Origin of the sequence: Blautia sp. Marseille-P2398, assembly GCF_964240315.1 — a bacterium.
Taxonomy (GTDB): Bacteria; Bacillota; Clostridia; order Lachnospirales; family Lachnospiraceae; genus Blautia_A; species Blautia_A wexlerae.
Window position 1 is genome coordinate 1 of the sequence record NZ_CAXSTD010000009.1, and the last position, 23,697, is coordinate 23,697.

At 40.5% G+C, this 23,697-nt stretch carries 23 protein-coding genes and 3 pseudogenes; 23 read left to right on the top strand and 3 right to left on the bottom strand.

From position 1 onward, the window contains the following. Together ACESZG_RS11350 and pcrA are read left to right on the top strand one after the other, a co-directional pair. Positions 1-936, top strand: a 936-nt coding sequence (locus tag ACESZG_RS11350) for an IS200/IS605 family accessory protein TnpB-related protein (RefSeq protein WP_373218306.1), incomplete at its 5' end; no start/stop codon positions are given. A 368-nt stretch (positions 937-1,304) separates the two neighbouring features. Continuing rightward, complete coding sequence (gene pcrA / locus ACESZG_RS11355) at positions 1,305-3,539, top strand: DNA helicase PcrA (protein ID WP_373218308.1); 2,235 nt, start codon at positions 1,305-1,307, stop codon at positions 3,537-3,539. Between the two features lie 77 nt (positions 3,540-3,616). Here pcrA and ACESZG_RS11360 read toward each other — a convergent pair whose 3' ends face one another. Further along, complete coding sequence (locus tag ACESZG_RS11360; RefSeq protein ID WP_373218310.1) at positions 3,617-4,300, bottom strand: YjjG family noncanonical pyrimidine nucleotidase; 684 nt, start codon at positions 4,298-4,300, stop codon at positions 3,617-3,619. Between the two features lie 288 nt (positions 4,301-4,588). On the opposite strand from ACESZG_RS11360, the gene ACESZG_RS11365 reads away from it, so the two are divergent. The 21 genes and pseudogenes from ACESZG_RS11365 to ACESZG_RS11465 all read left to right on the top strand — a co-directional run. Then, the gene (locus ACESZG_RS11365; protein WP_008706577.1) at positions 4,589-4,810 is read left to right on the top strand and encodes a hypothetical protein; all 222 of its coding nucleotides are present in this window, start codon (positions 4,589-4,591) and stop codon (positions 4,808-4,810) included. 66 nt (positions 4,811-4,876) lie between these two features. Next, complete coding sequence (gene rlmD, locus ACESZG_RS11370) at positions 4,877-6,247, top strand: 23S rRNA (uracil(1939)-C(5))-methyltransferase RlmD (RefSeq protein WP_128867974.1); 1,371 nt, start codon at positions 4,877-4,879, stop codon at positions 6,245-6,247. Positions 6,248-6,530: 283 nt separating this feature from the next. Further along, positions 6,531-6,716 carry a helix-turn-helix domain-containing protein gene (locus tag ACESZG_RS11375; RefSeq protein ID WP_005339647.1) on the top strand — a complete coding sequence of 62 codons (186 nt, stop codon included), beginning with the start codon at positions 6,531-6,533 and terminating at the stop codon, positions 6,714-6,716. Positions 6,717-6,766: 50 nt separating this feature from the next. Continuing rightward, entirely contained in the window at positions 6,767-7,375 is a 609-nt protein-coding gene (locus tag ACESZG_RS11380; protein ID WP_373218313.1) for a DEAD/DEAH box helicase family protein, read from the top strand. A 57-nt stretch (positions 7,376-7,432) separates the two neighbouring features. Next, the gene (locus ACESZG_RS11385; RefSeq protein WP_373218315.1) at positions 7,433-7,777 is read left to right on the top strand and encodes a hypothetical protein; all 345 of its coding nucleotides are present in this window, start codon (positions 7,433-7,435) and stop codon (positions 7,775-7,777) included. Between the two features lie 76 nt (positions 7,778-7,853). Next, the gene (locus tag ACESZG_RS11390; RefSeq protein ID WP_128867972.1) at positions 7,854-9,203 is read left to right on the top strand and encodes a hypothetical protein; all 1,350 of its coding nucleotides are present in this window, start codon (positions 7,854-7,856) and stop codon (positions 9,201-9,203) included. 20 nt (positions 9,204-9,223) lie between these two features. Continuing rightward, on the top strand, positions 9,224-10,348 hold the full coding sequence (locus tag ACESZG_RS11395) for a Fic family protein (protein ID WP_138377098.1): 1,125 nt from the start codon (positions 9,224-9,226) through the stop codon (positions 10,346-10,348). A gap of 272 nt (positions 10,349-10,620) precedes the next feature. After that, a pseudogene (locus tag ACESZG_RS11400) lies at positions 10,621-10,950 on the top strand (23S rRNA (uracil-5-)-methyltransferase RumA); the annotation flags it as partial. A gap of 20 nt (positions 10,951-10,970) precedes the next feature. Then, positions 10,971-11,660 carry a response regulator transcription factor gene (locus ACESZG_RS11405; RefSeq protein WP_008120506.1) on the top strand — a complete coding sequence of 230 codons (690 nt, stop codon included), beginning with the start codon at positions 10,971-10,973 and terminating at the stop codon, positions 11,658-11,660. After that, entirely contained in the window at positions 11,636-12,901 is a 1,266-nt protein-coding gene (locus ACESZG_RS11410; protein WP_373218317.1) for a sensor histidine kinase, read from the top strand. The genes ACESZG_RS11405 and ACESZG_RS11410 overlap by 25 nt, the downstream gene beginning before the upstream one ends. A 178-nt stretch (positions 12,902-13,079) precedes the next feature. Then, positions 13,080-13,754, top strand: coding sequence for an ABC transporter ATP-binding protein (locus ACESZG_RS11415; RefSeq protein WP_006426335.1), 675 nt, complete (start codon positions 13,080-13,082; stop codon positions 13,752-13,754). Beyond that, positions 13,751-16,180 carry an ABC transporter permease gene (locus ACESZG_RS11420; RefSeq protein ID WP_373218319.1) on the top strand — a complete coding sequence of 810 codons (2,430 nt, stop codon included), beginning with the start codon at positions 13,751-13,753 and terminating at the stop codon, positions 16,178-16,180. The genes ACESZG_RS11415 and ACESZG_RS11420 overlap by 4 nt, the downstream gene beginning before the upstream one ends. 164 nt (positions 16,181-16,344) lie before the next feature. Next, complete coding sequence (locus ACESZG_RS11425) at positions 16,345-16,758, top strand: CatB-related O-acetyltransferase (protein WP_373218321.1); 414 nt, start codon at positions 16,345-16,347, stop codon at positions 16,756-16,758. Between the two features lie 493 nt (positions 16,759-17,251). After that, on the top strand, positions 17,252-18,547 hold the full coding sequence (gene ltrA, locus ACESZG_RS11430; RefSeq protein WP_173866989.1) for a group II intron reverse transcriptase/maturase: 1,296 nt from the start codon (positions 17,252-17,254) through the stop codon (positions 18,545-18,547). Between the two features lie 227 nt (positions 18,548-18,774). After that, the gene (locus ACESZG_RS11435) at positions 18,775-19,083 is read left to right on the top strand and encodes a 23S rRNA methyltransferase (protein WP_373218323.1); all 309 of its coding nucleotides are present in this window, start codon (positions 18,775-18,777) and stop codon (positions 19,081-19,083) included. Positions 19,084-19,263: 180 nt separating this feature from the next. Further along, positions 19,264-20,181, top strand: coding sequence for a helix-turn-helix transcriptional regulator (locus ACESZG_RS11440; RefSeq protein ID WP_373218325.1), 918 nt, complete (start codon positions 19,264-19,266; stop codon positions 20,179-20,181). After that, positions 20,178-20,613: pseudogene (locus ACESZG_RS11445) on the top strand (VOC family protein). Before ACESZG_RS11440 ends, ACESZG_RS11445 begins: the two are co-directional and overlap by 4 nt. Next, complete coding sequence (locus ACESZG_RS11450) at positions 20,603-21,235, top strand: GyrI-like domain-containing protein (RefSeq protein ID WP_373218327.1); 633 nt, start codon at positions 20,603-20,605, stop codon at positions 21,233-21,235. The pseudogene ACESZG_RS11445 and the gene ACESZG_RS11450 overlap by 11 nt, the downstream one beginning before the upstream one ends. A gap of 19 nt (positions 21,236-21,254) precedes the next feature. Further along, positions 21,255-21,575 carry a TfoX/Sxy family protein gene (locus ACESZG_RS11455; protein WP_118330140.1) on the top strand — a complete coding sequence of 107 codons (321 nt, stop codon included), beginning with the start codon at positions 21,255-21,257 and terminating at the stop codon, positions 21,573-21,575. 342 nt (positions 21,576-21,917) lie between these two features. Then, positions 21,918-22,199 carry a hypothetical protein gene (locus tag ACESZG_RS11460; RefSeq protein WP_373218329.1) on the top strand — a complete coding sequence of 94 codons (282 nt, stop codon included), beginning with the start codon at positions 21,918-21,920 and terminating at the stop codon, positions 22,197-22,199. Then, positions 22,168-22,485, top strand: a pseudogene (locus ACESZG_RS11465) (phage integrase N-terminal SAM-like domain-containing protein); the annotation flags it as partial. The gene ACESZG_RS11460 and the pseudogene ACESZG_RS11465, both read left to right, overlap by 32 nt. A 631-nt stretch (positions 22,486-23,116) precedes the next feature. On the opposite strand, the gene ACESZG_RS11470 reads toward ACESZG_RS11465, so the two are convergent. Together ACESZG_RS11470 and ACESZG_RS11475 are read right to left on the bottom strand one after the other, a co-directional pair. Beyond that, positions 23,117-23,398: a type II toxin-antitoxin system YafQ family toxin gene (locus ACESZG_RS11470; protein WP_008706593.1), complete on the bottom strand. Its 282-nt coding sequence runs from the start codon at positions 23,396-23,398 to the stop codon at positions 23,117-23,119. Next, the gene (locus tag ACESZG_RS11475; protein ID WP_020993598.1) at positions 23,395-23,667 is read right to left on the bottom strand and encodes a type II toxin-antitoxin system RelB/DinJ family antitoxin; all 273 of its coding nucleotides are present in this window, start codon (positions 23,665-23,667) and stop codon (positions 23,395-23,397) included. The genes ACESZG_RS11470 and ACESZG_RS11475 overlap by 4 nt, the downstream gene beginning before the upstream one ends. Positions 23,668-23,697 lie beyond the last annotated feature (30 nt).

Consider the following 23,697-nt stretch of genomic DNA (forward strand, 5'->3'; position numbering starts at 1 on the left):
ATGTATCGTGAAGGCGCGGAAGGGAAAGACGAAGCATACCTGAAACTCTATGACGGTCATGACTGGAAATGGTCCTGTGTACGTCTGGATCATACGGATATGGAATATCTGAGAAAATGCTGGTCAGGGAAAAAGGCATCTGCCCCGACTCTGGAAAAGAGACACCGGAAGTATTTTTTGCGTTTTTCCTATAAAGAGGAAGTAACACTTACCAAAACACCTGTGAAAGAACAGATTATCTGCAGCGTGGACTTAGGGATCAATACCGATGCAGTCTGTACGATCATGCGGGCAGACGGAACTGTCCTGGGAAGAAGATTCATAGATCATCCCAGTGAAAAAGACCGGATATACCGCACACTGGGACGGATCCGCAGATTCCAGAGGGAACATGGCTCTGCGCAGACACAGGGAAGATGGGCATATACGAAACGTCTGAATACAGAACTGGGCAAAAAGATTGCAGGTGCGATTGTAAGATATGCGGAAGAAAACCATGCAGATGTGATCGTGTTTGAGTATCTGGAGATGCAGGGGAAGATATCGGGAAAGAAAAAACAGAAACTGCACCTGTGGAGAAAGCGGGATATCCAGAGGCGCTGTGGACATCAGGCACACAGGAAAGGGATGCGGGTATCCAGGATCTGCGCATGGAATACCAGCAGGCTGGCTTATGATGGTTCCGGGGCGGTAATACGCGACTGGGAAAATCACAGCCTCTGTACTTTCCAGACAGGAAAACGATATAATTGTGACCTGTCAGCATCCTATAATATAGGAGCGAGATATTTTGTCAGAGAACTTTTAAAACCCCTTCCGGCAACGGAAAGGTCTTTACTGGAGGCAAAAGTCCCTCCTGTAAAGCGTAGAACCTCATGTGTCTATGCGGATCTGAGAAAACTCCATTCAGAAATGGAACTCTTAAAAGCAGCATAGATACAGGCAGATATACAACGGACTACCTGTAATGTGGGAACCAGCCATATCCGGCATGGGAAATGCGCATAACTGCGCACCTAAATTACAGGCGTATCCGCCGATATTCAGTCTGACGCCTAAAGCGTCTGGAAGCACGTGACTTTAGTCATGTGAGGTTTACTTTACAGGAATCAGTTGTAGGCGAACAGATTTTTGTGTATAATCATAAAGATATATGCCTGTTCAGGCACAAAAAATATTTCGAGAGATGTAAACGGTAACCGGTACATATTTTGAATCTGAAAGATTGTTGCAGAAATCAACTTGTTGATCAGCATGGTTGTTTGTAAAATAATGTACCGTACAGGAAGAAGACAGGAGAAAATATGAGCGATATTTATAGTACATTAAATCCTCAGCAGCAGGAAGCGGTTTACCATACAGAAGGTCCACTGCTGATCCTTGCGGGAGCGGGTTCGGGAAAGACAAGAGTACTTACCCACCGCATTGCTTACCTGATAGATAAAAAGGGAATCAATCCCTGGAACATTCTGGCTATCACATTTACAAATAAAGCAGCCAGTGAGATGAGAGAACGTGTAGATAAAATAGTGGGATTTGGTTCTGAGAGCGTATGGGTTTCCACATTCCATTCTACCTGTGTGCGTATTCTGCGTCGTTATATTGACCGTCTTGGATATGATACCAGATTTGCTATTTATGACACAGAAGATCAGAAAACTCTGATGAAAGAAGTATGCAGAAAACTGAATATTGACACCAAGAAAACAAAGGAACGTTCTCTTCTGGCACAGATTTCCCATGCAAAAGATGAACTGATCACACCGGATGAGATGGAACTGAATGCAGGTGGGGACTTTGTTAAAAAGAAGGTTGCTGAGGTATATCGGGAATATCAGGCTGCTTTGCGCAGAAATAATGCGCTGGATTTTGATGATCTGATCGTAAAGACCGTAGAGCTTTTTCAGAACTGCGGAGATGTTCTGGAAAACTATCAGGAACGTTTCAGATATATCATGGTGGATGAGTATCAGGATACCAATACTGCACAGTTTAAATTTATAAGCCTGTTGGCCTCTAAATATGAAAACCTCTGTGTAGTCGGTGATGATGACCAGTCTATCTATAAATTCCGCGGTGCAAATATTGGAAATATTCTTGGATTTGAGCATGTTTTTCCAAATGCAAAAGTCATCCGTCTGGAACAGAATTACCGTTCCACAAAGAATATTCTGAATGCAGCCAATGCGGTGATCGCAAACAATACCTCACGTAAATCAAAAACACTCTGGACTGAGAATTCGGAGGGGGAACGAATCCATTTCCGCCAGTTCATGAACGGATATGAGGAAGCAGAGTATGTGGTAGGCGAGATTTCCAGAGCTCACAGAGAGAATGGTGCGAAGTATAAAGACTGTGCAGTTCTGTACAGGACCAATGCACAGTCACGACTCTTTGAAGAGAAGTGTCTTCTTGCGAATATCCCTTACAAGATTGTAGGCGGTGTGAATTTCTATGCGCGTAAAGAAATCAAAGACCTGTTATGTTATCTGAAGACAATTGACAATTCCAGAGATGATCTGGCAGTCCGCCGTATCATCAATGTACCGAAGCGTGGAATCGGAGCCACAACTCTTGGCAGAATACAGGATTATGCGGATAAAATGAGTGTGAGTTTCTATGATGCCTTGCGTGTGGCAGAGGAGGTCCCGTCTATTGGAAGAAGCCTTTCAAAGATTGATGGATTTGTAACCTTTATTCAGAGTTTAAAGAGTAAGGCAGAGTCTTATACAGTACGTGAACTTCTGGAAGAAGTGATTGAACTTACCGGATATGTGGCAGAGCTGCAGGCTGAAGATACAGATGAATCGAAGGCAAGAATCGAGAATATTGATGAACTTATTTCCAAGACAGAATCCTATCAGGAAGCAATGGAAGAACAGGGACAGACTGCCACACTTTCAGGTTTTCTCGAGGAGATTGCACTGATCGCAGACATTGACAGCGTGGATCCGGATCAGGATTATGTGCTTCTTATGACACTACATAGTGCCAAAGGTCTGGAGTTTCCGAGAGTATTTCTCGCAGGAATGGAAGATGGGATGTTTCCGTCTTATATGTCCATTATATCAGATGACAGATCTGATCTGGAAGAAGAGAGAAGGCTCTGTTATGTGGGTATCACAAGAGCTATGGAGGATCTGACGCTGACAAGTGCCAGACAGCGGATGCTCCGGGGAGAAGTACAGTATAATAAAGTATCCAGATTTGTACGTGAAATTCCGCGGGAGCTTGTGGATCTGGGACAGGAAGCTCAGGAAAAGAAGAAAAAGATTGAAGAGATGATTCAGGCAGATAGAAACCTTGCAAAAATGAAAATGGCTTTTGAGACGAAAACATTCAAGCCCAGAGAATTTAAGGTGACGAAGGCTGCTGCACTGGATTACGAAGTGGGAGACACTGTCCGCCACATTAAATTTGGTGTAGGAATTGTCAAAGACATTGTAGACGGCGGAAGAGATTATGAAGTCACTGTTGATTTTGACAAAGTGGGAATAAAGAAAATGTTCGCAGGATTTGCAAAGCTGAAAAAAATATAGTAATGGGGCAGGTGACTTAAGTCACCTGCGGAGGCTGCGAAAAGCAATAAGCAGTAAGGCGAACGATTTTATCCGCTTTATATATGAGACAGGAGTTCAGGAAGTTTCATAAGACTGTCAAATTCATGATCAGGGATGATTTCTGAAGTCTTCTCATGGCTGGGATTAAACCAGATCGTGCGGATTCCGGCATTGATGCCGCCCTGGATGTCAGAGGTCAGGCTGTCCCCCACGATTACGGATGTTTCCTTATGGAAATCAGGGATTCTGGAGAAGCAGCAGTTAAAGTATTCCCTGCCCGGTTTATTGTATCCCAGTTCTTCGGAGATAAAAATATCCTCAAAGTAACGGGAAATTCCGGAACTTTTAAGCCGTCCCTTCTGGACACTTAAGGTACCGTTTGTAACCAGATACATCCGGTATTGACCGTAAAGAGTTTCGAGCAATTCTTCTGCACCATCTATGAAATAGTGCCCCTGGGCCAGAAGAGTTTCATAGGTATGTGCAGCTTCTTTTGCAGGTACATCCACATTCAGCTCTGCAAAAAGAAGCCGGAATCTCCGAAGCTTTACCTGGTCTCTGGTGATCTTGCCCTGTTCAAGAAGCTTCCACTGGGCGAGGTTGAGCTCACTGTAACGCTTCAGAACTGAAGGCTCGGGAACAATGTGAAAACTTTTCAGAGTTTTTGCGATAGCTGCTCTTTCTGCCCGGTTAAAATCAAGTAATGTATTATCAAGATCAAAAAAAAGTGTTTCTACCATAAGTATTTATCCTCTCTTATCAGATCGTTGCTGTCGGCATATTTTTAAGTCAGGGGCAAAATTCATTCCAGATTGCCTGTGGCAATGGAATTTTGGCTTGTATGTCTCGGGATTGTGTGAATAGTAACCCCCTGATATCATTATAATAAAGAAACTAACAAAAGTATAGAATAAATGCAGATATCTTATGGTAAAATTACAGAGAAAGTGTTATAATAATTTCATTAAACAGCAGACGGCAGAAGTGTTAAGTGTCAGCTGATGAATTATTGAGAGGATGGTGCGATTATGAATATCAAAATTGAAGAATTATTATCAGCATTAAACAGAAAAGAAGAAGAGAAAGAAAAAAATACAGTCCTCTGGGTACTGGCAATCATTGGCGCAGTTGCAGCAGTAGCAGGTATCGCATTTGCTGTATATCATTTCTTTGCTCCGGATTATCTGGAAGATTTTGAAGAGGATTTTGACGATGACTTCGACGATTATTTCGAAGATGAAGAAGAATAATTACCTGTAATATGAAAATGAAAGAATAGCTCCGGCTTATACCGGGGCTATTTTTATGGAGGTTATATGAAAAAAGGCGAAATTTATGAAGGCGTGATTGAGAAAGTAGATTTTCCCAATAAGGGAATTGTGATAACAGACGGACAAAAAGTTACCGTAAAGAACGGAATGCCCGGACAGAAAGTTCGTTTTATGATCAATAAGAAGCGTTCCGGACGTGCAGAGGGAAGACTTCTGGAAGTGTTGGAGAAGTCTCCGCTTGAAACAAGAGAGCCGGTCTGTAGCATTTTTCCGGAATGTGGAGGATGCATGTATCAGACCATGTCCTATGAAAACCAGCTCAAAATGAAAGAATGTCAGGTTCGTGAACTGTTGGATGGTGCATTGAACGGCACTGATTACCAGTGGGAGGGAATTCATGGAAGTCCCATTGAATTCAGATATCGAAATAAAATGGAATTCTCCTTTGGTGATGCATATAAGGATGGTCCGTTGACGCTGGGTCTGCACAAAAAAGGCAGTACCTATGATGTTCTTACAGCAGATGACTGTCAACTGGTTCATGAAGATATGACGAAAATCCTGACTTGTGTGCATGAATACTTCCTGAAACGAAACGTTTCCTATTATAAAAAGATGCAGCATACAGGATATCTGCGCCATCTGCTTCTCCGCCGCGGTGTGACTACAGGAGAGATTCTGGTCCATGTGATTACCACCAGTCAGGAAGAACATGATCTGGAATCTCTGAAAGAAGAACTTCTTGCACTTCCGCTGGAGGGTAAAATTGTGGGAATCATGCATATTATCAATGATTCTCTTTCTGATGTGGTGCAGAGTGATGAGACACGTATCCTTTACGGTCAGGATTTCTTTTATGAAACGCTTCTGGGACTGCGATTTAAGATCAGTACATTTTCATTTTTCCAGCCTAATTCACTGGCTGCGGAAGTGCTTTATTCTATCGTACGTGAGTATATCGGAGATACGAAGGATAAAGTAGTGTTTGACCTTTACAGCGGAACCGGAACGATCGCCCAGCTTGCAGCCTCCGTAGCGGACGAAGTGATAGGTGTGGAAATTGTGGAAGAGGCAGTAGAAGCTGCAAAACAGAATGCAGCACTGAATAACCTGAGTAATTGCAAATTTATTGCAGGAGATGTCCTTAAAGTCCTGGATGATCTGACGGAGAAACCGGATGTGATCATTCTGGATCCGCCAAGGGATGGAATCCATCCCAAAGCATTGCCGAAGATTCTTTCTTATGGGGTAGACCATATTGTATATATTTCCTGCAAAGCGACCAGCCTGGCAAGAGATCTTCCGGCATTTCTGGCGGCAGGGTATAAGCTGGAAAAAGCCTGCTGCGTTGATCAATTTTGTCAGACTGTTCATGTTGAGACGGTCTGTCTCCTCTCTAAGAAATGCCTAGTTTAAGCGGGGTTGAGGGGTATATCTGCTAGAATATATTATGAAAATAAGCCTATAAAATATGTGCATGAAATGAAAAATAGAATACGGGTGTAGTGAAAATCAACCTTTTGGCGTAGTTCGTATAGAGTACGCTGAAAGGTTATTTTTATGGGATTTTGTACGCGGAGAAGTAATAGACTGTACGCCGAAAGTTATGTAGGTTTAGATTGATTTTCGGCGTCTTGGCGCTTATACTAGAAATTAGGATAAAATGTCGCATTTTATAACTTTATTGAGGTAAGAAAATATGGAGTTTATGACTATTAAAGAAGCAGCAGAAAAGTGGAACTTATCAGTTAGAAGAGTGCAGACAATCTGCAATGAAGGAATGATAGAAGGGGCTATGAAGTTTGGTAATACTTGGGCCATTCCAAAGAATGCTGTAAAACCAGCGGATAAAAGAATTAAGTCCGGGAAGTATATCAAGTCCTGATTTTGGGACAACAGATATGGGAGAATGGATTAGAAAGGAAGAGTATGCCTATGTTACCGGAAGAAAAAGCTCGTGTAAAAATTGATAAGCAATTAAGAAATGCCGGCTGGGATATAGTGGCTCGAAATGAATATCTGCCTAATAGCACATCTGCTGTTAAGGAAGCTTTGATGGGAGGAAACACAGAAAGTGATTATCTTCTCTTTATTGATGGAAAAGCTATTGCAGTTGTTGAGGCAAAAAGAGAAGAGAATCCTCTAGGTGATGAAGTTAAGAAACAGGCAGAGGACTATGCTGTTTCTCCACAGGACTGGTATGGTTTATGGTTTGAGAAACTTATTCCGTTAGTGTATATGGCTAATGGAAATAAGATATATTTCAAAAATATGTTGGTAGAAAACAGTGATTATGAAGAACTGTCACAGATGCATTCTCCTAAGAAGATGCTTCAGAGTATTGGAAAGAAGTCCGAGTATGGTGCTCTTCCGTTAATCGAGAAGCGTGGCCTTCGCGATTGTCAATATAGAGCAGAAGTAAAGTTTGAAGAATCATTAAAAATGGGAAACAAGAAAAATCTGGCAGTACTTGCAACCGGCTCTGGTAAAACTTATCTTGCATGTTTGGCAGCTTATAGATTGCTTAAGGCGACTTACTTATAGCTTAAAAAGTTTTTCTTGTTCAGGGCGGAAAAATATTTTTATTAAAGGAGATAAATTATGCCTAAACACACAGATGAAGATATTAGAAATATGAGTAAAATAACATGTAAGATAGCGGCAGATTACCTAGGCATATCCCCTATGGCGGTTAGTATTGGCATGAGAAATGATCTTTTACCGATTGGTTTTGCAATTCACAATGAAGAAAGAGATAGAACATATTCTGAGAGTTGGTCCTATCACATAATTGGTGAGAGATTGATTGCATATAAGTATGGGAAAACATCAGAAGTACAAGTTCAAAATATAGAAAAGAGTCTAAATACTATAATAGAACAGTTTGAAGAAATGAAAAAAGATTTGGTTTTTCTATTAAGCGAAAACGAGGAGCAGCAGAATTAGAGCTTTATGAATATGCGTTTTCGCTGGGAAAATACAAAGATGTTGACAAAAAATATGCAGGAAAGGAGCTGCCAGGATGGAGAATGAAAAAGGAATAGTTAAATTGACTCGTAAGCAGCTCTATGATGAAATATGGGCTCTTTCAGTTGCAGGGGTAGCCAGAAAATATAACTTGAATTATGGTAAACTGATAGCAACTTGTAAAGTAGAAAATATATCTTTTCCTTCTTCTGGTTATTGGACTAAGAAGAATATGGGAAAAGATGTATCGAATGAGATTGTAGAATTTTCTGGATTGGAAGATACAGAAATTTCATTGATAACGAAAGACGCGGTTGTTAAGCGTATTCGGAAAGCTAAGGCAGAAGTAGTAGAGAAAGTGCATACTGACGTAACAGAAGAATTGGACGTAGTAACCGAGGAGGATTTACCGCAGAAAAAAACGGACAACATACCTGAGTGGCCGGATGGAATTCTTGATTATTTGGATGAGACGGAAAGAAATAAAGTATTAGAATATGCATGCAATCTGCAGATAAGTCAAAGTACACGATTGCATAAAATGCTGGTCCAATACAAGAAGGATATTACAGATTATAAGTCAAAGCTGAAAGAAGTACAGAGTAGACCATACTATAATTCAAGACATAACAAACCAGAAAACGAGCCTGAATTTTTTAAGGAAATGTCTGATGAGTGTATGTCACGTGCAATTGCAATATTAGATACCGTATTCAAAACAATTGAATCTTTAGGTGGAAGTATTAATAGTGATTTGTCTGTAAAAATTAGAGGAGATATTGTTAGATTTTGTATGGTTGAGAGTCAAGACCAAGTGAAGCATGAAATGACTAAACAAGAGGCACAGGCGCTCGTAAAATATAATGATGATATCAAAAATCATAGATGGGCTTCAAAACCGCAAATTAGAAAGTATGACAAGGTATATAATGGCAAACTTCGTATTGTGTTTGGGGCGCGAAGCTACATAAGAGATAACGATTCTGAAAAATTAGAAGATAGACTGGGTGATATTTTGGTTACCCTGTATGAGAAGGCAGAAGAGAATAGAATTGTACGAGAAGCACGTGAAGAGGCAGAACGTAAGAGAGTTGAAGAAGAGAGACGCAGAGAAGAAAATAGACAAAGAAAAGAACAAGAAATTCGTCTTGTAAAAGAACTTGTAAACAAAGCTGAAGACTATAGAATTGCAAAGGAAATAAGAGAATATATTCAGGCTATGATAGATAGTGGAAATGAAGATATTACTCCAGAATGGATTGAATGGGCTCTGAAGAAAGCTGACTGGTATGATCCGTCTATAGCGACTGAGGATGAATATCTGGGAAAACGTCAGCATGAAAAAAGTGCTGAAGAAAAGGAAAAATCTTTACAAGACAGTATCAGAAAGAGCTGGTATTGGTAAAAATGAATGGAGGCAATTTGATGGATAAAGATCCCTTTAAAGAGTATATGAAACAATCAGAACCGAATAAAAGAGACAAAGGTTATGCCTGGCATACAGCTATCGGACTTCAAGCAGTGGATGGATTAAAGACTTCGAAGTATTTGATTGATACTGCAATAAAGAATATTGAAGGTGATATTTCGATTGATGAAGCGCAAGAACTTCTCAACACGTATTATGAAGAAAATCCAAAAGCAGATATAGAAGACCGTACGGAAGAGGCCGACAAAGTTGCCGTTAGAATAGCAAAAATTTTGTCGGAGAAAGCATTTAGTTTTACTCCGAATGAGTATATCTCTATTCATAAAAAGTTATTTACAGGGATTTATGGACATGCCGGAAAACTTAGAGATTATAATATCACAAAAAAAGAGTGGGTGCTGAATGGAGCAACGATTCTTTATGGAAGTGCATCAGAACTTCGTGCAACCCTGGACTATGATTTTGCAGAGGAAAAGAAGTTTAGTTATAAAAACTTGAGCATGGAAGAAATTATTCACCACCTGGCGTTTTTTGTATCAAGATTATGGCAGATACATGTATTCGGAGAAGGAAATACACGAACTACGGCAGTATTTTTTATTAAGTATCTTAGAACACTTGGATTTGATGCAACTAACGACATTTTTGCGGAGAATGCATGGTATTTTAGAAATGCACTTGTTAGGGCTAATTATAACGATTTGAAAAATGGTGTTCATGAAACAACCGAGTATTTGGAATTGTTTTTAAGAAATTTATTGTTGGATGAGAAGAATGAACTTCATAATCGTACGATGCACATTAGTGGAAGGTTTGCAGAAGTGGACATTGAAAGAGTAAAAGTGGACATTGAGAGTGGAGAAGTGGACATTGAAAGCACAAAAGTGGACATTCGAAATAAATTACTTTCTTTCTCAGATACGATTTCAGAAAAAACAATAAATCATACAGTAGAAATATTTTCAAAATGTGGAAAAGAAAATTGTTTCGGAAGAACGATAGTTGAAGAAATTACTGGATTAAAGCCATCAGGAGCTTCCAAGTTAATAAAACTGTTGGTTGATAGTGAGGTAATCGTACCTGTAACAGGACATGGAAAAGGAAAATATCGGTTTCAATAAAAGTGAACATTGAAAGGGTGTTAATGCCATTCGCAAAAATGCCCAAAACAAATCGGCGTACTGATATATTACCAAATTTGGTAGCAGTATTTAGAATAATTTTGTATTATAAAAGTGTTACAAAATATCGGCGTACCCGCCACACGTTTACAAAGTCAAACGGTCTGTACGCCATGTCTTAACCTTATGATTGCAGATATTAGCAACCTGTCAAAGGGTGTAAAAACTCAGTAACTATGCGGGTTCGCGTACTGTTAAAGCAGTGAAAAACGACACCGCATGTGGAGACGGTTGTTCTTTTGTCCCAACTGAAACAAAAGCCGGATGATTACATTAATGTCACGATTGAACTTGATGATATGGATATAACATCTGCAGAGACTAAGGCTACATATGATGAGATAAAGAAGTATGTGGCTGAACATAATGCCGGCATGAAGGTTTCCAATCTGTATATCTCACAGGTAAAGAGAAAATGCGGAATTGAGGTTGGAAAGAATTATAATTTACCTAAAAATGAAGATAGTAGGCAACCGCAGTGTCCAGAAGATAAAGAGAGTGCAATTGTGGAGGTATTGAAGCATTTTAAGATGAATAGTTAATAAAGAGAGGTGCAGATGCTATGCCAGGTATACTCGTGGTTGAAGATGATGAAAATTTAAATCGTGGAATTACATTCTCACTGAAAAAATCCGGATATGAGGTTTTTTCAGCAGAATCAGTGAAAAAAGCGAAAAGAATTGCAAGTGATAATAATGTGGATGTTACCATTTGTGATGTGAATCTTCCGGATGGGAATGGACTGGAATTTGTAAGGTGGATGAGATGCAATTATAATACATACATTATTTGTCTTACAGCACTAGATCAGGAGATGGATCAGGTCATGGGATATGAAGCAGGGGCAGATGATTATATTACAAAGCCGTTTAGTCTTTCGGTACTTCTTTTGAAAATAGAAGCACATTTCCGCCGCAGACAGGAGAAAACGGAAGCCGGAAAGATGATTTCGGGAGATATCGTATTTATCGCAGGAGAAATGAAAGTCCTGATAAAGAGTCGTGAAATCAGTCTGACAAAAACGGAGTTGAAAATGCTGACTTTTTTTCTTCAGAATCCGAAACAGATTCTTTCAAAAACACAAATATTGGAAAATGTGTTTGATCTGGAAGGGGATTTTGTGGATGAAAATACAATCGCTGTCAATATCAGAAGACTCCGTGAGAAAATCGAAGACAATCCGGCTGCACCGGTCTATATAAAGAATATCAGAGGTCTTGGGTATATATGGAATCAGGAGGTAAGGCAGTGACAAAGAGATATCGCAAGAAGATTACAGTAGTGCTCTCCTTGGTATTACCTGTCATATTATTGTTTGCAATATTAAATTGCTTTACCACGTATGTGTTTTATGAAGATTATAAATATAAAATGAATCTTATGACAGAGATTGCTGCAAAGGAAGAATTTTCCGGGCTGGATGCTGTTTCGGAATTGCTTAAGGATAAGGATATTGAAACTAACGAACAGGGAAGGCGATTATTGGAGCAATATGGATACTGGGGGAATAAAGGGAATGCATTTTATTCGCAATTCCGGTATCAGGTTATGGTGACCGGTGCTGTAAGCACTGTGATATGCGTGCTTCTTTTGACTTTTTTACTTTATTGGAAGAAAAAAGAAGATGCGTGTCATCAGAAAATTTTAGACCAGTTGGAAGAAATTCTGCTCAGATTCCGTGAAAATAAATTTGATGATTTACTGAAAACGGAAAATCATGCAGAACTGGAAAAATTGAATGACCAGCTTGAAGCAATCGGACATCATATTCAGTTGATAAAGGAAGAAGCAAGGGCAGAAAAGGAGAACACGAAAGAAATGGTTTCTGATATTTCTCACCAGTTAAAGACACCGGTTGCAGCTTTGGATACATGTTTTAGTGTGCTGATGCAGAATGACTTAAGTGCCACAGAACAGGAGGAGTTTCGTATCCGTTGTCGGAGTGCTCTGGATGGATTGGAGACATTATTGCAGTCGCTTCTTGAAATATCCAAGATGGAAACTGGACTGATTCAGATTAATAAGAAAAAACTTCCGCTTATGGATACTGTCATATCTGCTGTGAACCGCACTTATCCTAAAGCGGATGAGAAAGAAATTGAATTCGTTTTTGACTATGAAAAAGAGCTGGAAACATGCACGATTATGCAGGATAAAAGGTGGCTTGGTGAAGCTGTGATCAACGTTCTGGATAATGCGGTCAAGTACAGTCCGTGTGGTTCAAAAATATTTATCCGGTTACAAAAAAGAAACTATCTTGTAAGAATGGAAATTGAGGATCAGGGAATTGGTATTCCGCAGAATGAGTATCACAAAATTTTTCAACGATTTTACAGAGGAAGTTCCAAGGAGGTCATGGAAAAGAGTGGTACAGGAATCGGACTTTTTCTATCGAGAGAAATTATCGAAAAACACGCAGGTACGATTACGGTAACCTCCGGCAAAAAGAAAAAAGGAAGCACGTTTGTGATTCAATTACCATATGTTGGTTAAATTTTAAGTGAGCAGAAATCTTACAATTCTGTAAGATTTCTGCTCGTTTTTTGAAAGTGAAATGAAAGATTGTCCTGATACAATTTGGATGTAGATTGAAAAATGACCAAATATATAAACAGGCAAAGAAAGCGTGCTGAAAAGGTACGCTTTACAGAATTGAAAAGGGAGGCAACACATGAGTGTGATATTAGAAACCAAGCAGCTTTGTAAGTTTTATGGCGCAGGTGAGAATCAGGTCAAAGCGGTCAATCAGGTGGACATTCAGATTGAGCAGGGAGAATTTGTCGCAATTGTTGGAAAGTCAGGTTCCGGTAAAAGTACATTACTTCATATGCTTGGAGGGCTAGACACTCCGACAAAAGGCAGTGTTACTTTAGCAGGGAAAGATTTATACAGGATGAAGGAAGATGCCCTTGCTGTTTTCCGCAGAAGAAAAATCGGATTTGTTTTTCAGGCATTTAATCTGGTTTCATCTGTTAATGTCTGGGAAAATATTGTACTGCCACTGGGGCTGGATGGAAGAAAAGTGGATGAAGCGTATGTAAATGATATTATTGCAACTCTGGGGATTGAAAACCGGATTTATAATCTGCCAAATCAGTTATCCGGAGGACAGCAGCAGAGAGTAGCAATTGCAAGAGCACTGGTGAATCGTCCGGAAATTATATTTGCAGATGAGCCGACAGGAAATCTTGATTCTAAGACCAGTGATGAGGTAATCGCTCTGCTTAAGATGACAGCAAAAAAATATGGACAGACAATTGTAATGATTACCCATGATGACGAAATTGCACAGGTCGCTGACCGTATTCTGGTGATTGAGGACGGACAGGTGGTGGATTTCAGATGAAGACAATAAGCAGGATTGCATATAGCAATGACAAAAGGAACAGGACAAGAAGTATACTGATCATGATGGCAATCTGTCTGACCACGATGCTGCTTGTTATCATCAGTACTGTGGGAAATGGGGTAATTCATTTACAGAAAAGTCAGGCGGCAAGCTCATACGGAAGCAATTACGGCCTGTTTATCGCCGCAGATGGTACGCAATTAAAAGAAGTGGAACGCAGAGCTGAGATATCTGATATCGGCATCATGTGTACGGAGGGCATCCTGAAAGGAAATGAAAATGGCGGCTTTGTCAGTGCGGATGAAACGGTCAGGAAAATGCTTCCATATAATCAGGAATATGTGTTGAAGGAAGGTACCTATCCGGAAAAGGCGCAGGAAATTGCCGCAGGACGCGCTTTCTTTGATGCAGTGGGATACCATGATGTAAAGGTCGGAGACACCGTAACATTGGAGTACCGTTCCGGCATGCAGTCGGAATACGCACCGGTGGAATTTACTGTCAGCGGGATTTTATATGACCGGGATGAATATACCATCGAGGCTTCCTATGTTGTATTCGGTTCGCAGGATTTTTATAATGAGCGTGTTGCGGAGGGTGACAGGCAATATAATATCTATTTTACCTTGAGCGATTCTGCAAATGTATCTATGAATAATGTTGCGCCTGTTATAAAACAAATCGCGGATTCCTGCGGCATTGACCAGAAAAACGTGATCATCAATGACCTCTACCTGCAGTGGGTATTGCAGCCGAGCTATGAAATGATTGTGGTTTGTGGAACCCTGATCCTCGGAATCGTGCTGTTTTCCGTTGTGGTCATTTATAATATCTTCCAGGTCGGGATCGCCCAGAAGGTTCAGGAGTACGGAAAAATCAAGGCGCTGGGTGCAACCAGAAAGCAGATGAAGCAGTTGATCTTTCGTGAGGGCATTCTTCTGGCGGTTCCTTCGATACCGCTGGGGCTGCTGTTTGGTTTCCTGATTGCAAAAGTCAGCTTCAACTGGCTGGTGAAGCAGGGAAATCTGGTATCGTCCGGAATCAAGAACCATCAGGTGCCTCTGTTTTCACTGACAATTATGCTCATCTGCATTTTTGTATCGTTTCTTACGGTCGTTTTGGCTCTGCGCAAACCCATGAAAATTGTTTCCCGGATTTCACCCATCGAAGCGACACGGTATCTTGACGGCTCCAAAACGCAAAAACAGGGCAGACGAAAAGGCAGAAAAGATGTCACCGTTTTCTCCATGGCAATGGCAAATGTGACAGGCAATCCGAAAAGAACCATTGCTACGATTCTTACCATGGGGCTTTCCTGTGTATTGTTTGTAATTATCTCTAATTATGTTGGGAATATTGACACGGAGCACGAGGCGCGGATTGCAATCAACCATGGACAATTTGAGTTGCAGCTGGATTATTCCCAGAATTATGATGAAGCCTATTCGGAGAATAATCTGGACACAATCCTACAGAACAACCCACTGAATGATTCTTTGATTAAAGAAATCAAATCCATCCCCGGTGTAACGGATGTACTGACGAGAGAAATCGTCTCTGCAGATTTGAACGGAACAAAATTTCCGGTTGCAATCGTAAATCAAGAGGATTTTGAAATGATGCGCGGGGATGGCGATATCGGTTCCATGGACTATACACAGGCTGTCAAAAACGGGGATGTTTTCTTTGGCTGGTCCATGTGGATGGAAGCTGACGGGTATTCTGCGGGTGCACCGATTACATTCAACTTTGATAACGGAAGCGGAACCTATACCTATCATGGAAAAATCGCAGGCTCCTTTGTAAGCGCGGACACTTATCTGGTCATTCCGGAAGAAGTATACCGCTCTGTAAATCCGAAAGGGACATCTTATGGATACCTGTGGGTGGATTGTGCTAAAAAAGATGTGGCATCTGTAGAGCAAAGCCTGAATGACCTGCTCTCCGATACTTCTCATATCAAGCTGAACACCTATCACGCAGAATTGCAAACCGCAGAATACGCAAGCCGTATGATGAAGCTTGGCTGCTATCTGTTCATGGCAATTGTCGGTCTCATTGGGTTTATGAATCTGGCAAACACCATGATCATCAATATCACCACGAAGAAGCAGGAATACGGTGTGCTGCAAGCGGTAGGCATGACCAATAAGCAGTTGAATCTGTGCTTACAAATACAGGGCTTGATTTTTACGGTTGGCACCATCTGCGTCGCACTTGCTGCCGGTCTGCCTCTTGGCTATGCACTGTTTTCCTATGCGAAGCATAATGGGATTTTTGGAATGAACGTTTATCACGTTCCTCTTATCCCGATTCTTGTTATGATTCTTCTGGTTGGTATTCTACAAATTGTGCTTTCCTGTGTTTTAAGCAGTAATCTGAAAAAGGAAACGCTGGTAGAAAGAATAAGGTATCAGGGATAGCAAGTATTGCTGGGATATCCTCAGTATCATAACAGGAATTAAAAGCACTTGGCTTCATTGCCGATTCGGATTTTGAAAGTCATGTTTCACACTTATACGAGTGGAATGATGACAAACTCATCATCGGAAAGTTCTGTCAAATCGCCGCCGGAGTTGAGTTTGTGATGAACGGTGCAAAACATCAGATGAACGCCGTCTCTACATTCCCGTTCTATACCTTGGAGGGATGGGAAATGTCGCCGCCTGCAAAGACGGATCTGCCATTAAAAGGAGATACCGTTATCGAAAATGATGTTTGGATCGGGCAAAATTCGGTAATCCTTCCCGGCGTTCACATTGGAGATGGTGCAATCATTGGTGCAAACAGCGTTGTGGGAAGTGATGTTCCACCATATACGAAGGTCGTTGGGAATCCTGCAAGAGCAATTCAAAAACGCTTTGACGATGAACTGATTGAATTGCTGCTGAGATTCAAGTGGTGGGATAGGAGCATTGACGAAATCAACCGGCTGATTCCAATCTTGACTTGCAGTGATTTGGATAAAGTGAAAGCTGAAATCAAAAAGCAATTAGGCTGACAAATTCTAGTTGTGCGCCCAGCTAAGGGTGTGTAGTCAAGCCGGTGGGAATCCGGTTTATCCAAGGTTTAGCCAACCAGATAATAGCGAGTCTTGGGATGATGTCGGTAACGGCATTTGACAAGCGTAGACAGCAAGAAAGCAGGGTTGAATAGTGATTGAGCTTCGAAACGTTAACTTCAGTCGGTCGACGTCTTAACTGGTGCGGAAGACAATATCATGTAATACGATATGGCGAGTATTATGTGGCACTGCGGAGTCAGAGAACCAATCATGTTTTACATCGTGAATACACATCAACTGGGGAGAACCTGCCGTTTCTCGAAAAAGAGTATGAAGTCACAACTGAAAACGGAGGATTTCAAATGAATGGCAGGTAGTCGGACAATCTCATAGTACTGTAGAAATCGGGTAATGCCGATGGAGGGAAGGGGATTGCATAGTAAAGGTCTTACTGAGGACACATTATCCGTACTCAGGGACGGAGGAAATAATGGAAACGAAATTAGTAAGAATAGCTGAAATATCAGCAACAACAAAACATCCTATATTTACATCAGTGTACCATTTGATAAATGAAGATATGTTAAAGCAATGTCATAAGGAATTAGATGGGAGCAAAGCAGTCGGAATCGACAAGGTAACCAAAGATGAGTATGGGAAGAACCTTGACAGAAATATCAAGGATTTAGTACAAAGGCTGAAAAACAAATCCTTTAAGCCACTTCCATCGCTGAGGGTATACATTCCTAAAGCAAATGGAAAGAAAAGACCATTAGGGATAGCTTCTTATGAAGATAAGATTGTACAAATGGCAGTGAAGAAAATATTGGGTGCTATTTATGAGCCAAGATTCCTAAACTGTATGTATGGATTCAGACCGAACAGAGGTTGTCACGAAGCGATAAAAGAGATATATCAACGGATAAGTTATGGGAAAATCAGCTATATCGTAGATGCTGACATCAAAGGGTTCTTTGACCATATCGACCATGAGTGGATGATGAAGTTTCTCGAATGGAACATACAGGATAAGAACTTACTGTGGCTGATACGTAAATATCTTAAAGCAGGAATAATGGAACAAGGTAAATTTGAACCAACAGAGGAAGGTTCGGCACAAGGCTCAGTAATGAGTCCGATGCTTGCGAATATATACATGCATCATGTGCTGACGCTGTGGTTCAAACTTGTAGTGAAGAAGGAAATGCAGGGAGAGTGTTTTCTTGTCAACTTTGCGGATGATTTTGTTGCAGGATTTCAATATAAGTCAGAAGCTGAAAGATACTATAAAGAGTTAAAAGAACGAATGGAAAAGTTTGGTCTGGAACTTGAGAGTAGTAAAAGCAGACTGATTGAATTTGGAAGATTTGCAGAGCAGAATCGCAGGGCAAGAGGAGAACATAAACCGGAAACATTTGACTTTTTGGGATTTACTTTCTACTGTAGCAAAAACCGAAAAGGAGGTTTCGTACCAAAAGTACAGACTTCAAGAAAGAAGTTTGAGCAAAAGGTCAGAGCCTATAAGAATTGGATTTATGATAATCGGAATCGACCGATGCGAGAGATAATCAAGGAATTAAATGTGAAGCTAATCGGACACTATCGGTACTATGGTGTTACATGGAATTTCCGAAAGATAACAACATTTTTGCATAGAGTTCAGCAGTTTCTGTTTAAAGCTATGAATCGGAGAGGTTGTAGACGGGCATACACATGGAATGGATTTGTGGAAATGCTCAAGTATTATCCATTAGCAAAGCCTAAAACGTACTATTGCTTATATTAAAGTGAATGTTACTATGAGGAGCCGTATGCGGGAAAGCCGCACGTACGGATCTGTGAGGGGCTAAGATTGAGAGGTCTTAGTCTACTCGACTGTTGATGCAAAGCAGAGGCGGTAACCATTGATAAGTTCCCGCAAACCGATGAGGCGCTGGACATGTTTCCACAAACCGATGAGGTAAAAAAGAGAGCAGTTCAGACGTCTCAACGCATGTGGAGACGGTATGTTTATTGTCCAAACTCCACGAAGCGAAGCATCATGTGAATGTGAAACTTAATATGGATGAGATGGATTTGACAGCTGCGGAGAGCAAGGCGACTTATGAGGAGATAAAGAAGTATGTGGCAGAACATAATGATGGGATGAAGATATCTAATCTGTATATTGCACAGGTAAAGAGTAAGTGTGGAATTATAGAAAGAGAGAACAATAATAAGTCAAAATCTGAGAAGGGCGGACAGCCGGAATGTCCAAAAGAAAAAGAAATAGCGATTGAAGAGGCGTTGAAGTATTTTCAGATGATTCCAAGTGAATCATAGGCTAATTTGGCTTATCGGATTGAGAAAATTCAACTAATGTTATTGAGCCTTCGGACATTGGGAATAAAATCTGATGTTCGTAGGCTTTTTGTTTACAGAAAAAATTTTCGCGGATATAATAAACATGACATATAGTTGTCATGTTGAATTGGGTATGATATATATGGAGTGTAAGAAACGATGAAAATAGATAGACTTATCGGTATATTGTCAATCTTACTGCAGGAAGAAAAGACAACGGCTCCTGAACTGGCAGAAAGATTTGAGGTATCTCGAAGGACAATAAATCGGGATATTGAAGACCTTTGTAAAGCAGGTATTCCTATAAAAACTGCACAGGGTACTGGCGGTGGCATCAGTATTATGGATGGATATCGTATGGACAGGATGATTTTGAGTTCCAAAGATATGCAGATGATTCTTGCGGGTTTGCGGAGTCTTGACAGTGTGAGCGGAAGCAGGTACTACAGTCAACTGATGGAGAAAATCCAGACCGGATCATCAGAGTTCATCAGTGGAAGAGACTCTATGCTGATTGACTTATCTTCATGGTATAAGGGTTCTCTTGCTCCAAAGATCGAGGTAATACAGAGTGCAATAGAAAACAGGCACATCATACGATTTAAGTATTATGCTCCGTCCGGGGAGAGCAACCGAAGGGTAGAACCATATTATCTGGTTTTCCGGTGGTCGAGCTGGTATGTATGGGGGTGGTGTTTAGAACGTAAAGATTACAGGCTGTTCAAACTGAACCGTATGGATTGTGTTGTTGAAACAGACCGTGGATTCCTGCGTAGAGATGTACCAATGCCGGATTTGTCAAATGAGAAGATATTTCCGGGTGGGATAAAGGTAAAAGCTCTTTTCACACCGAATATGAAGTGGCGGCTGGTTGAAGAATTTGGACCGAACTGCTTTACAGAAACGGACGATGGAAGGCTGCTCTTTTCAGCAGACTACACGGATATGGAAAACCTTGTGACATGGATTATGACATTTGGAGCAAAAGTAGAGGTGCTTGAGCCCGAAGAAGTGCGGGACATTATTCGCAGGAATGCAGAGGAAATATTAAAAATCTATGGAGGATTAGGAAAATGAGATTAGACGGTTTTGGGTTGTTTGTTGATGATATGGCAAAGATGATTCGTTTTTACAAGGATGTTCTCGGATTTGAAATTAAGGAAGAAGAGAATACTTCCAATGTTTATCTTGTAAAAGACGGAACACTTTTTTTTACTGTATGGGCGGAATGATTTTGAGAAGATGACAAACCGGCGATATGAGTATATCAAGGGTCTGAATGGTCATTCTGAAATAGCTCTATATGTTGATACTTTTGAAGAGGTGGACGAGGCATACAAGAAGGCTGTGGAAAATGGTGCAACATCTGTACTTGAACCGGAACTTGAACCTTGGGGACAGAGAACCTGCTATATTGCTGATCCGGAAGGAAATCTGATAGAGATTGGTTCCTGGAATAAGCCTTATGAAGAAAAGGACTTAGAGGGGTGTAAAGGATATGGCTTTTGACTACAAGAAGGAATATAAAGAATTTTATATGCCGAAAGGCACACCGTCTATCGTAACTGTTCCGAAAATGAACTATATAGCGGTAAGGGGAAGCGGCAATCCAAATGATGCAGACGGAGAATACAAGCAGGCTATCGGACTTTTGTATGGAATTGCATTTACGATTAAAATGAGCAAAAAGGAAGATCATCGGATTGATGGATATTTCGATTATGTCGTGCCGCCATTAGAGGGATTCTGGTGGCAGGATGGAGTATCCGGAATTGATTATGCTCGTAAGGAAGATTTTAAGTGGATCTCTGTTATTCGCTTGCCGGATTTTGTTACCAGGGAAGATTTCGACTGGGCTGTCAGGAAAGCTACGGCAAAGAAAAAACAGGATTTTTCTAAGGTTGAGTTTTTTCCCTATGAGGAGGGCTTATGTGTACAGTGTATGCATATCGGAGCGTATGACGATGAGCCTGCTACGGTAGATGCAATGCACAGGTTTATGGAAGAACAGGGATACACATTGGATATAACGAATCGGAGAATGCACCACGAGATTTATCTGAGCGATGCGAGGAAGGTAGCGCCGGAGAAGTTGAAGACTGTAATCAGGCATCCGATAAAGAGAGCCTAAGGGTGTGGAGGAAAATAATATGGCATCAACAAAAGAGTATTTGGATTTTGTTATGGAACAATTATCAGGACTGGATGAACTCAGTAGCCGGGCAATGATGGGCGAATACATCCTTTATTACCGTGGAAGGATTTTTGGTGGGATATATGATGACAGACTTTTGGTGAAGCCGGTCTCGATGGCATTGAGGCTGATGCCAGATGCTGAGATGGAACTACCTTATAATGGTGCTAAAGAAATGATTTTGGTTGATAATGTAGATGATCGGCAGTTTTTGTGTGAACTGGTTGAGAGTATGTGGGAAGAATTGCCGGAAAAGAAAAAGAAGAATATACAGTAAGAACTAAGACTTGACAAAATCGAACAAATATTCTATATTTGACAACGGAGATTCTATACCCAAAACCCAAAAACAGAAAACGTGAATGCGCAAATGAAGCTCAAACCCTTGTGGTTTGGGCTTTTTCTAATTTTGATAGAAACTTGAGAACAATAATTTTCAAAAAGTCAATTATCAATTTGTAATGTTTTTTGAAGGAAAAAGTTCACAAAAGCATTTAGGCAATATTTACAAATTTTTTGAAAAAGGAATAGTTTCGCAAGAGTAACAGAGTGGCAATCGAGTAATATCGGTTGCTTTTTTGTTGCCCAATTTTAGAAATTGTCGATTGCCCCCGGAAGAATGATTTCTAAAAATTACAAATTTGAAAAGAAATGGAGGAAAAGAAAAGTGAAAGAGTATTCAAAAGGAATTTATGTAAAATTCAAACCGGAAGAGGTGGAGATACTGCATAATCGAATGAAGGAAGCTGGAGTTCAAAACATGAGTGCATATATCAGAAAGATGGCATTGAACGGATATGTGATTATTCCTGAGTGGCCGGATTTGAATCAGGTAATATCCTTCAACGATCTGAAATGCCGTGAAAAAGATCAGCAAGGACGTTGTTCAGATTACAACTGACGATTTGCGAATCTATCTGGATGAGTATCAAACTGAAAGTAAAATCAGCAAGGTCACAGTAGATAATATCCGCAGAATATTGTCCAGCTTTTTCTCCTGGCTGGAAGACGAGGACTATGTTGTCAAAAGCCCAGTAAGAAGGATACACAAGGTTAAAACCTGCAAAACGGTGAAGGAAACGTATTCCGATGAAGACTTAGAACTGATGCGCGATGAATGTGAAGGAATACGAGATCTTGCAATTATTGATCTGCTTGCATCCACAGGCATGAGAGTTCAAAAAATGAGCAACATTGGTATAGTATGCATGAATCGTGGAATCCTTGAGATTCCGTTTATTCGCAGCAGATCTAATTTGATTAAAAATTTCTTCGTACATAATAAAATCCTCCATGTAAAGTAAATCGTAAATGTATAAACACTGCTTACATGGAGGAGCATTAGCATAATAAAACTGCTTGCCAGAAAGGCAGCTCAATGGTATTCTTTTCATAGGCAGTGGGGATGTCGATCCTGTTTGATTGTTGGTTGTGGTGACTTAACAATACTACTTGTAGGACTTGGTTTCCACTGTTTTTTTATTAAAGTGTAAAGAAAAACTGCGCCATAGCTTTGGCAGGCCATCGCGCAGCGATTTTGTTCAATTGGAAGTTATGGCTTTGACTTTTTCCGAATAATCAGCTTTAGGATAATACATACGACCACCACAACAGCCACCAAGGCACCATCCAACAGCAGCTCTGTGTACCACGGTGCAGACTGTATGGCATATAAATTTGGGTAGGTTTTAAAGTGCCAGAACTTATAAATTCCGAATCCAATGAAAACTCCTATTGATGAACCAATAACGATGTTTAAAAAACAATTCAACTTTCTCAGCATGGCAGCACACCCCTTTCCAAATTTCCGATTTGTACTTATTTCTTAAACAGCTCAGAATGTGAACCAAGGCGATAAAGCATCAAAACAAGAACATCTCCACAAATCTCATAAATAAGCAGCCAGTCCGGTTCGATGTGACACTCACGCGTGCCTTTGTAGTTTCCTGTAAGGTCATGATCTCTGTATTTTGCATCCAGCGTACCGCCATTCGCCAGAATATCAATTACTTCAAACAGCTTATCAAGATTTTTATTTTGCTTTTTGGCAAGCTTCAAATCCTTTTTAAACTGATTGGTAAACTGAATGTCGTATTTCATACGTCGAGAGCTGCCTTAAGCGCATCCATACTGGAATAACGCGGAGCAGAAGGATCCTTCATCATTTTTCTGCCTTCCTCAATGGCAGCGGCTGTCGTATCATTCGGTACTTCCAGTTTTAATTCAAAAGGAATACCATGCTCACGGATAGCGGTTCTCAGGAACATATTTACAGCAGTTGTCATATTCAGACCAAGCTCATTGAAGATTTCCTCCGCCTGGTCCTTGATTGCCTTGTCTATACGAATATTTAAATTAGTTGTTGCCATACAGAACACCTCCATTCAAGTATAGTATAT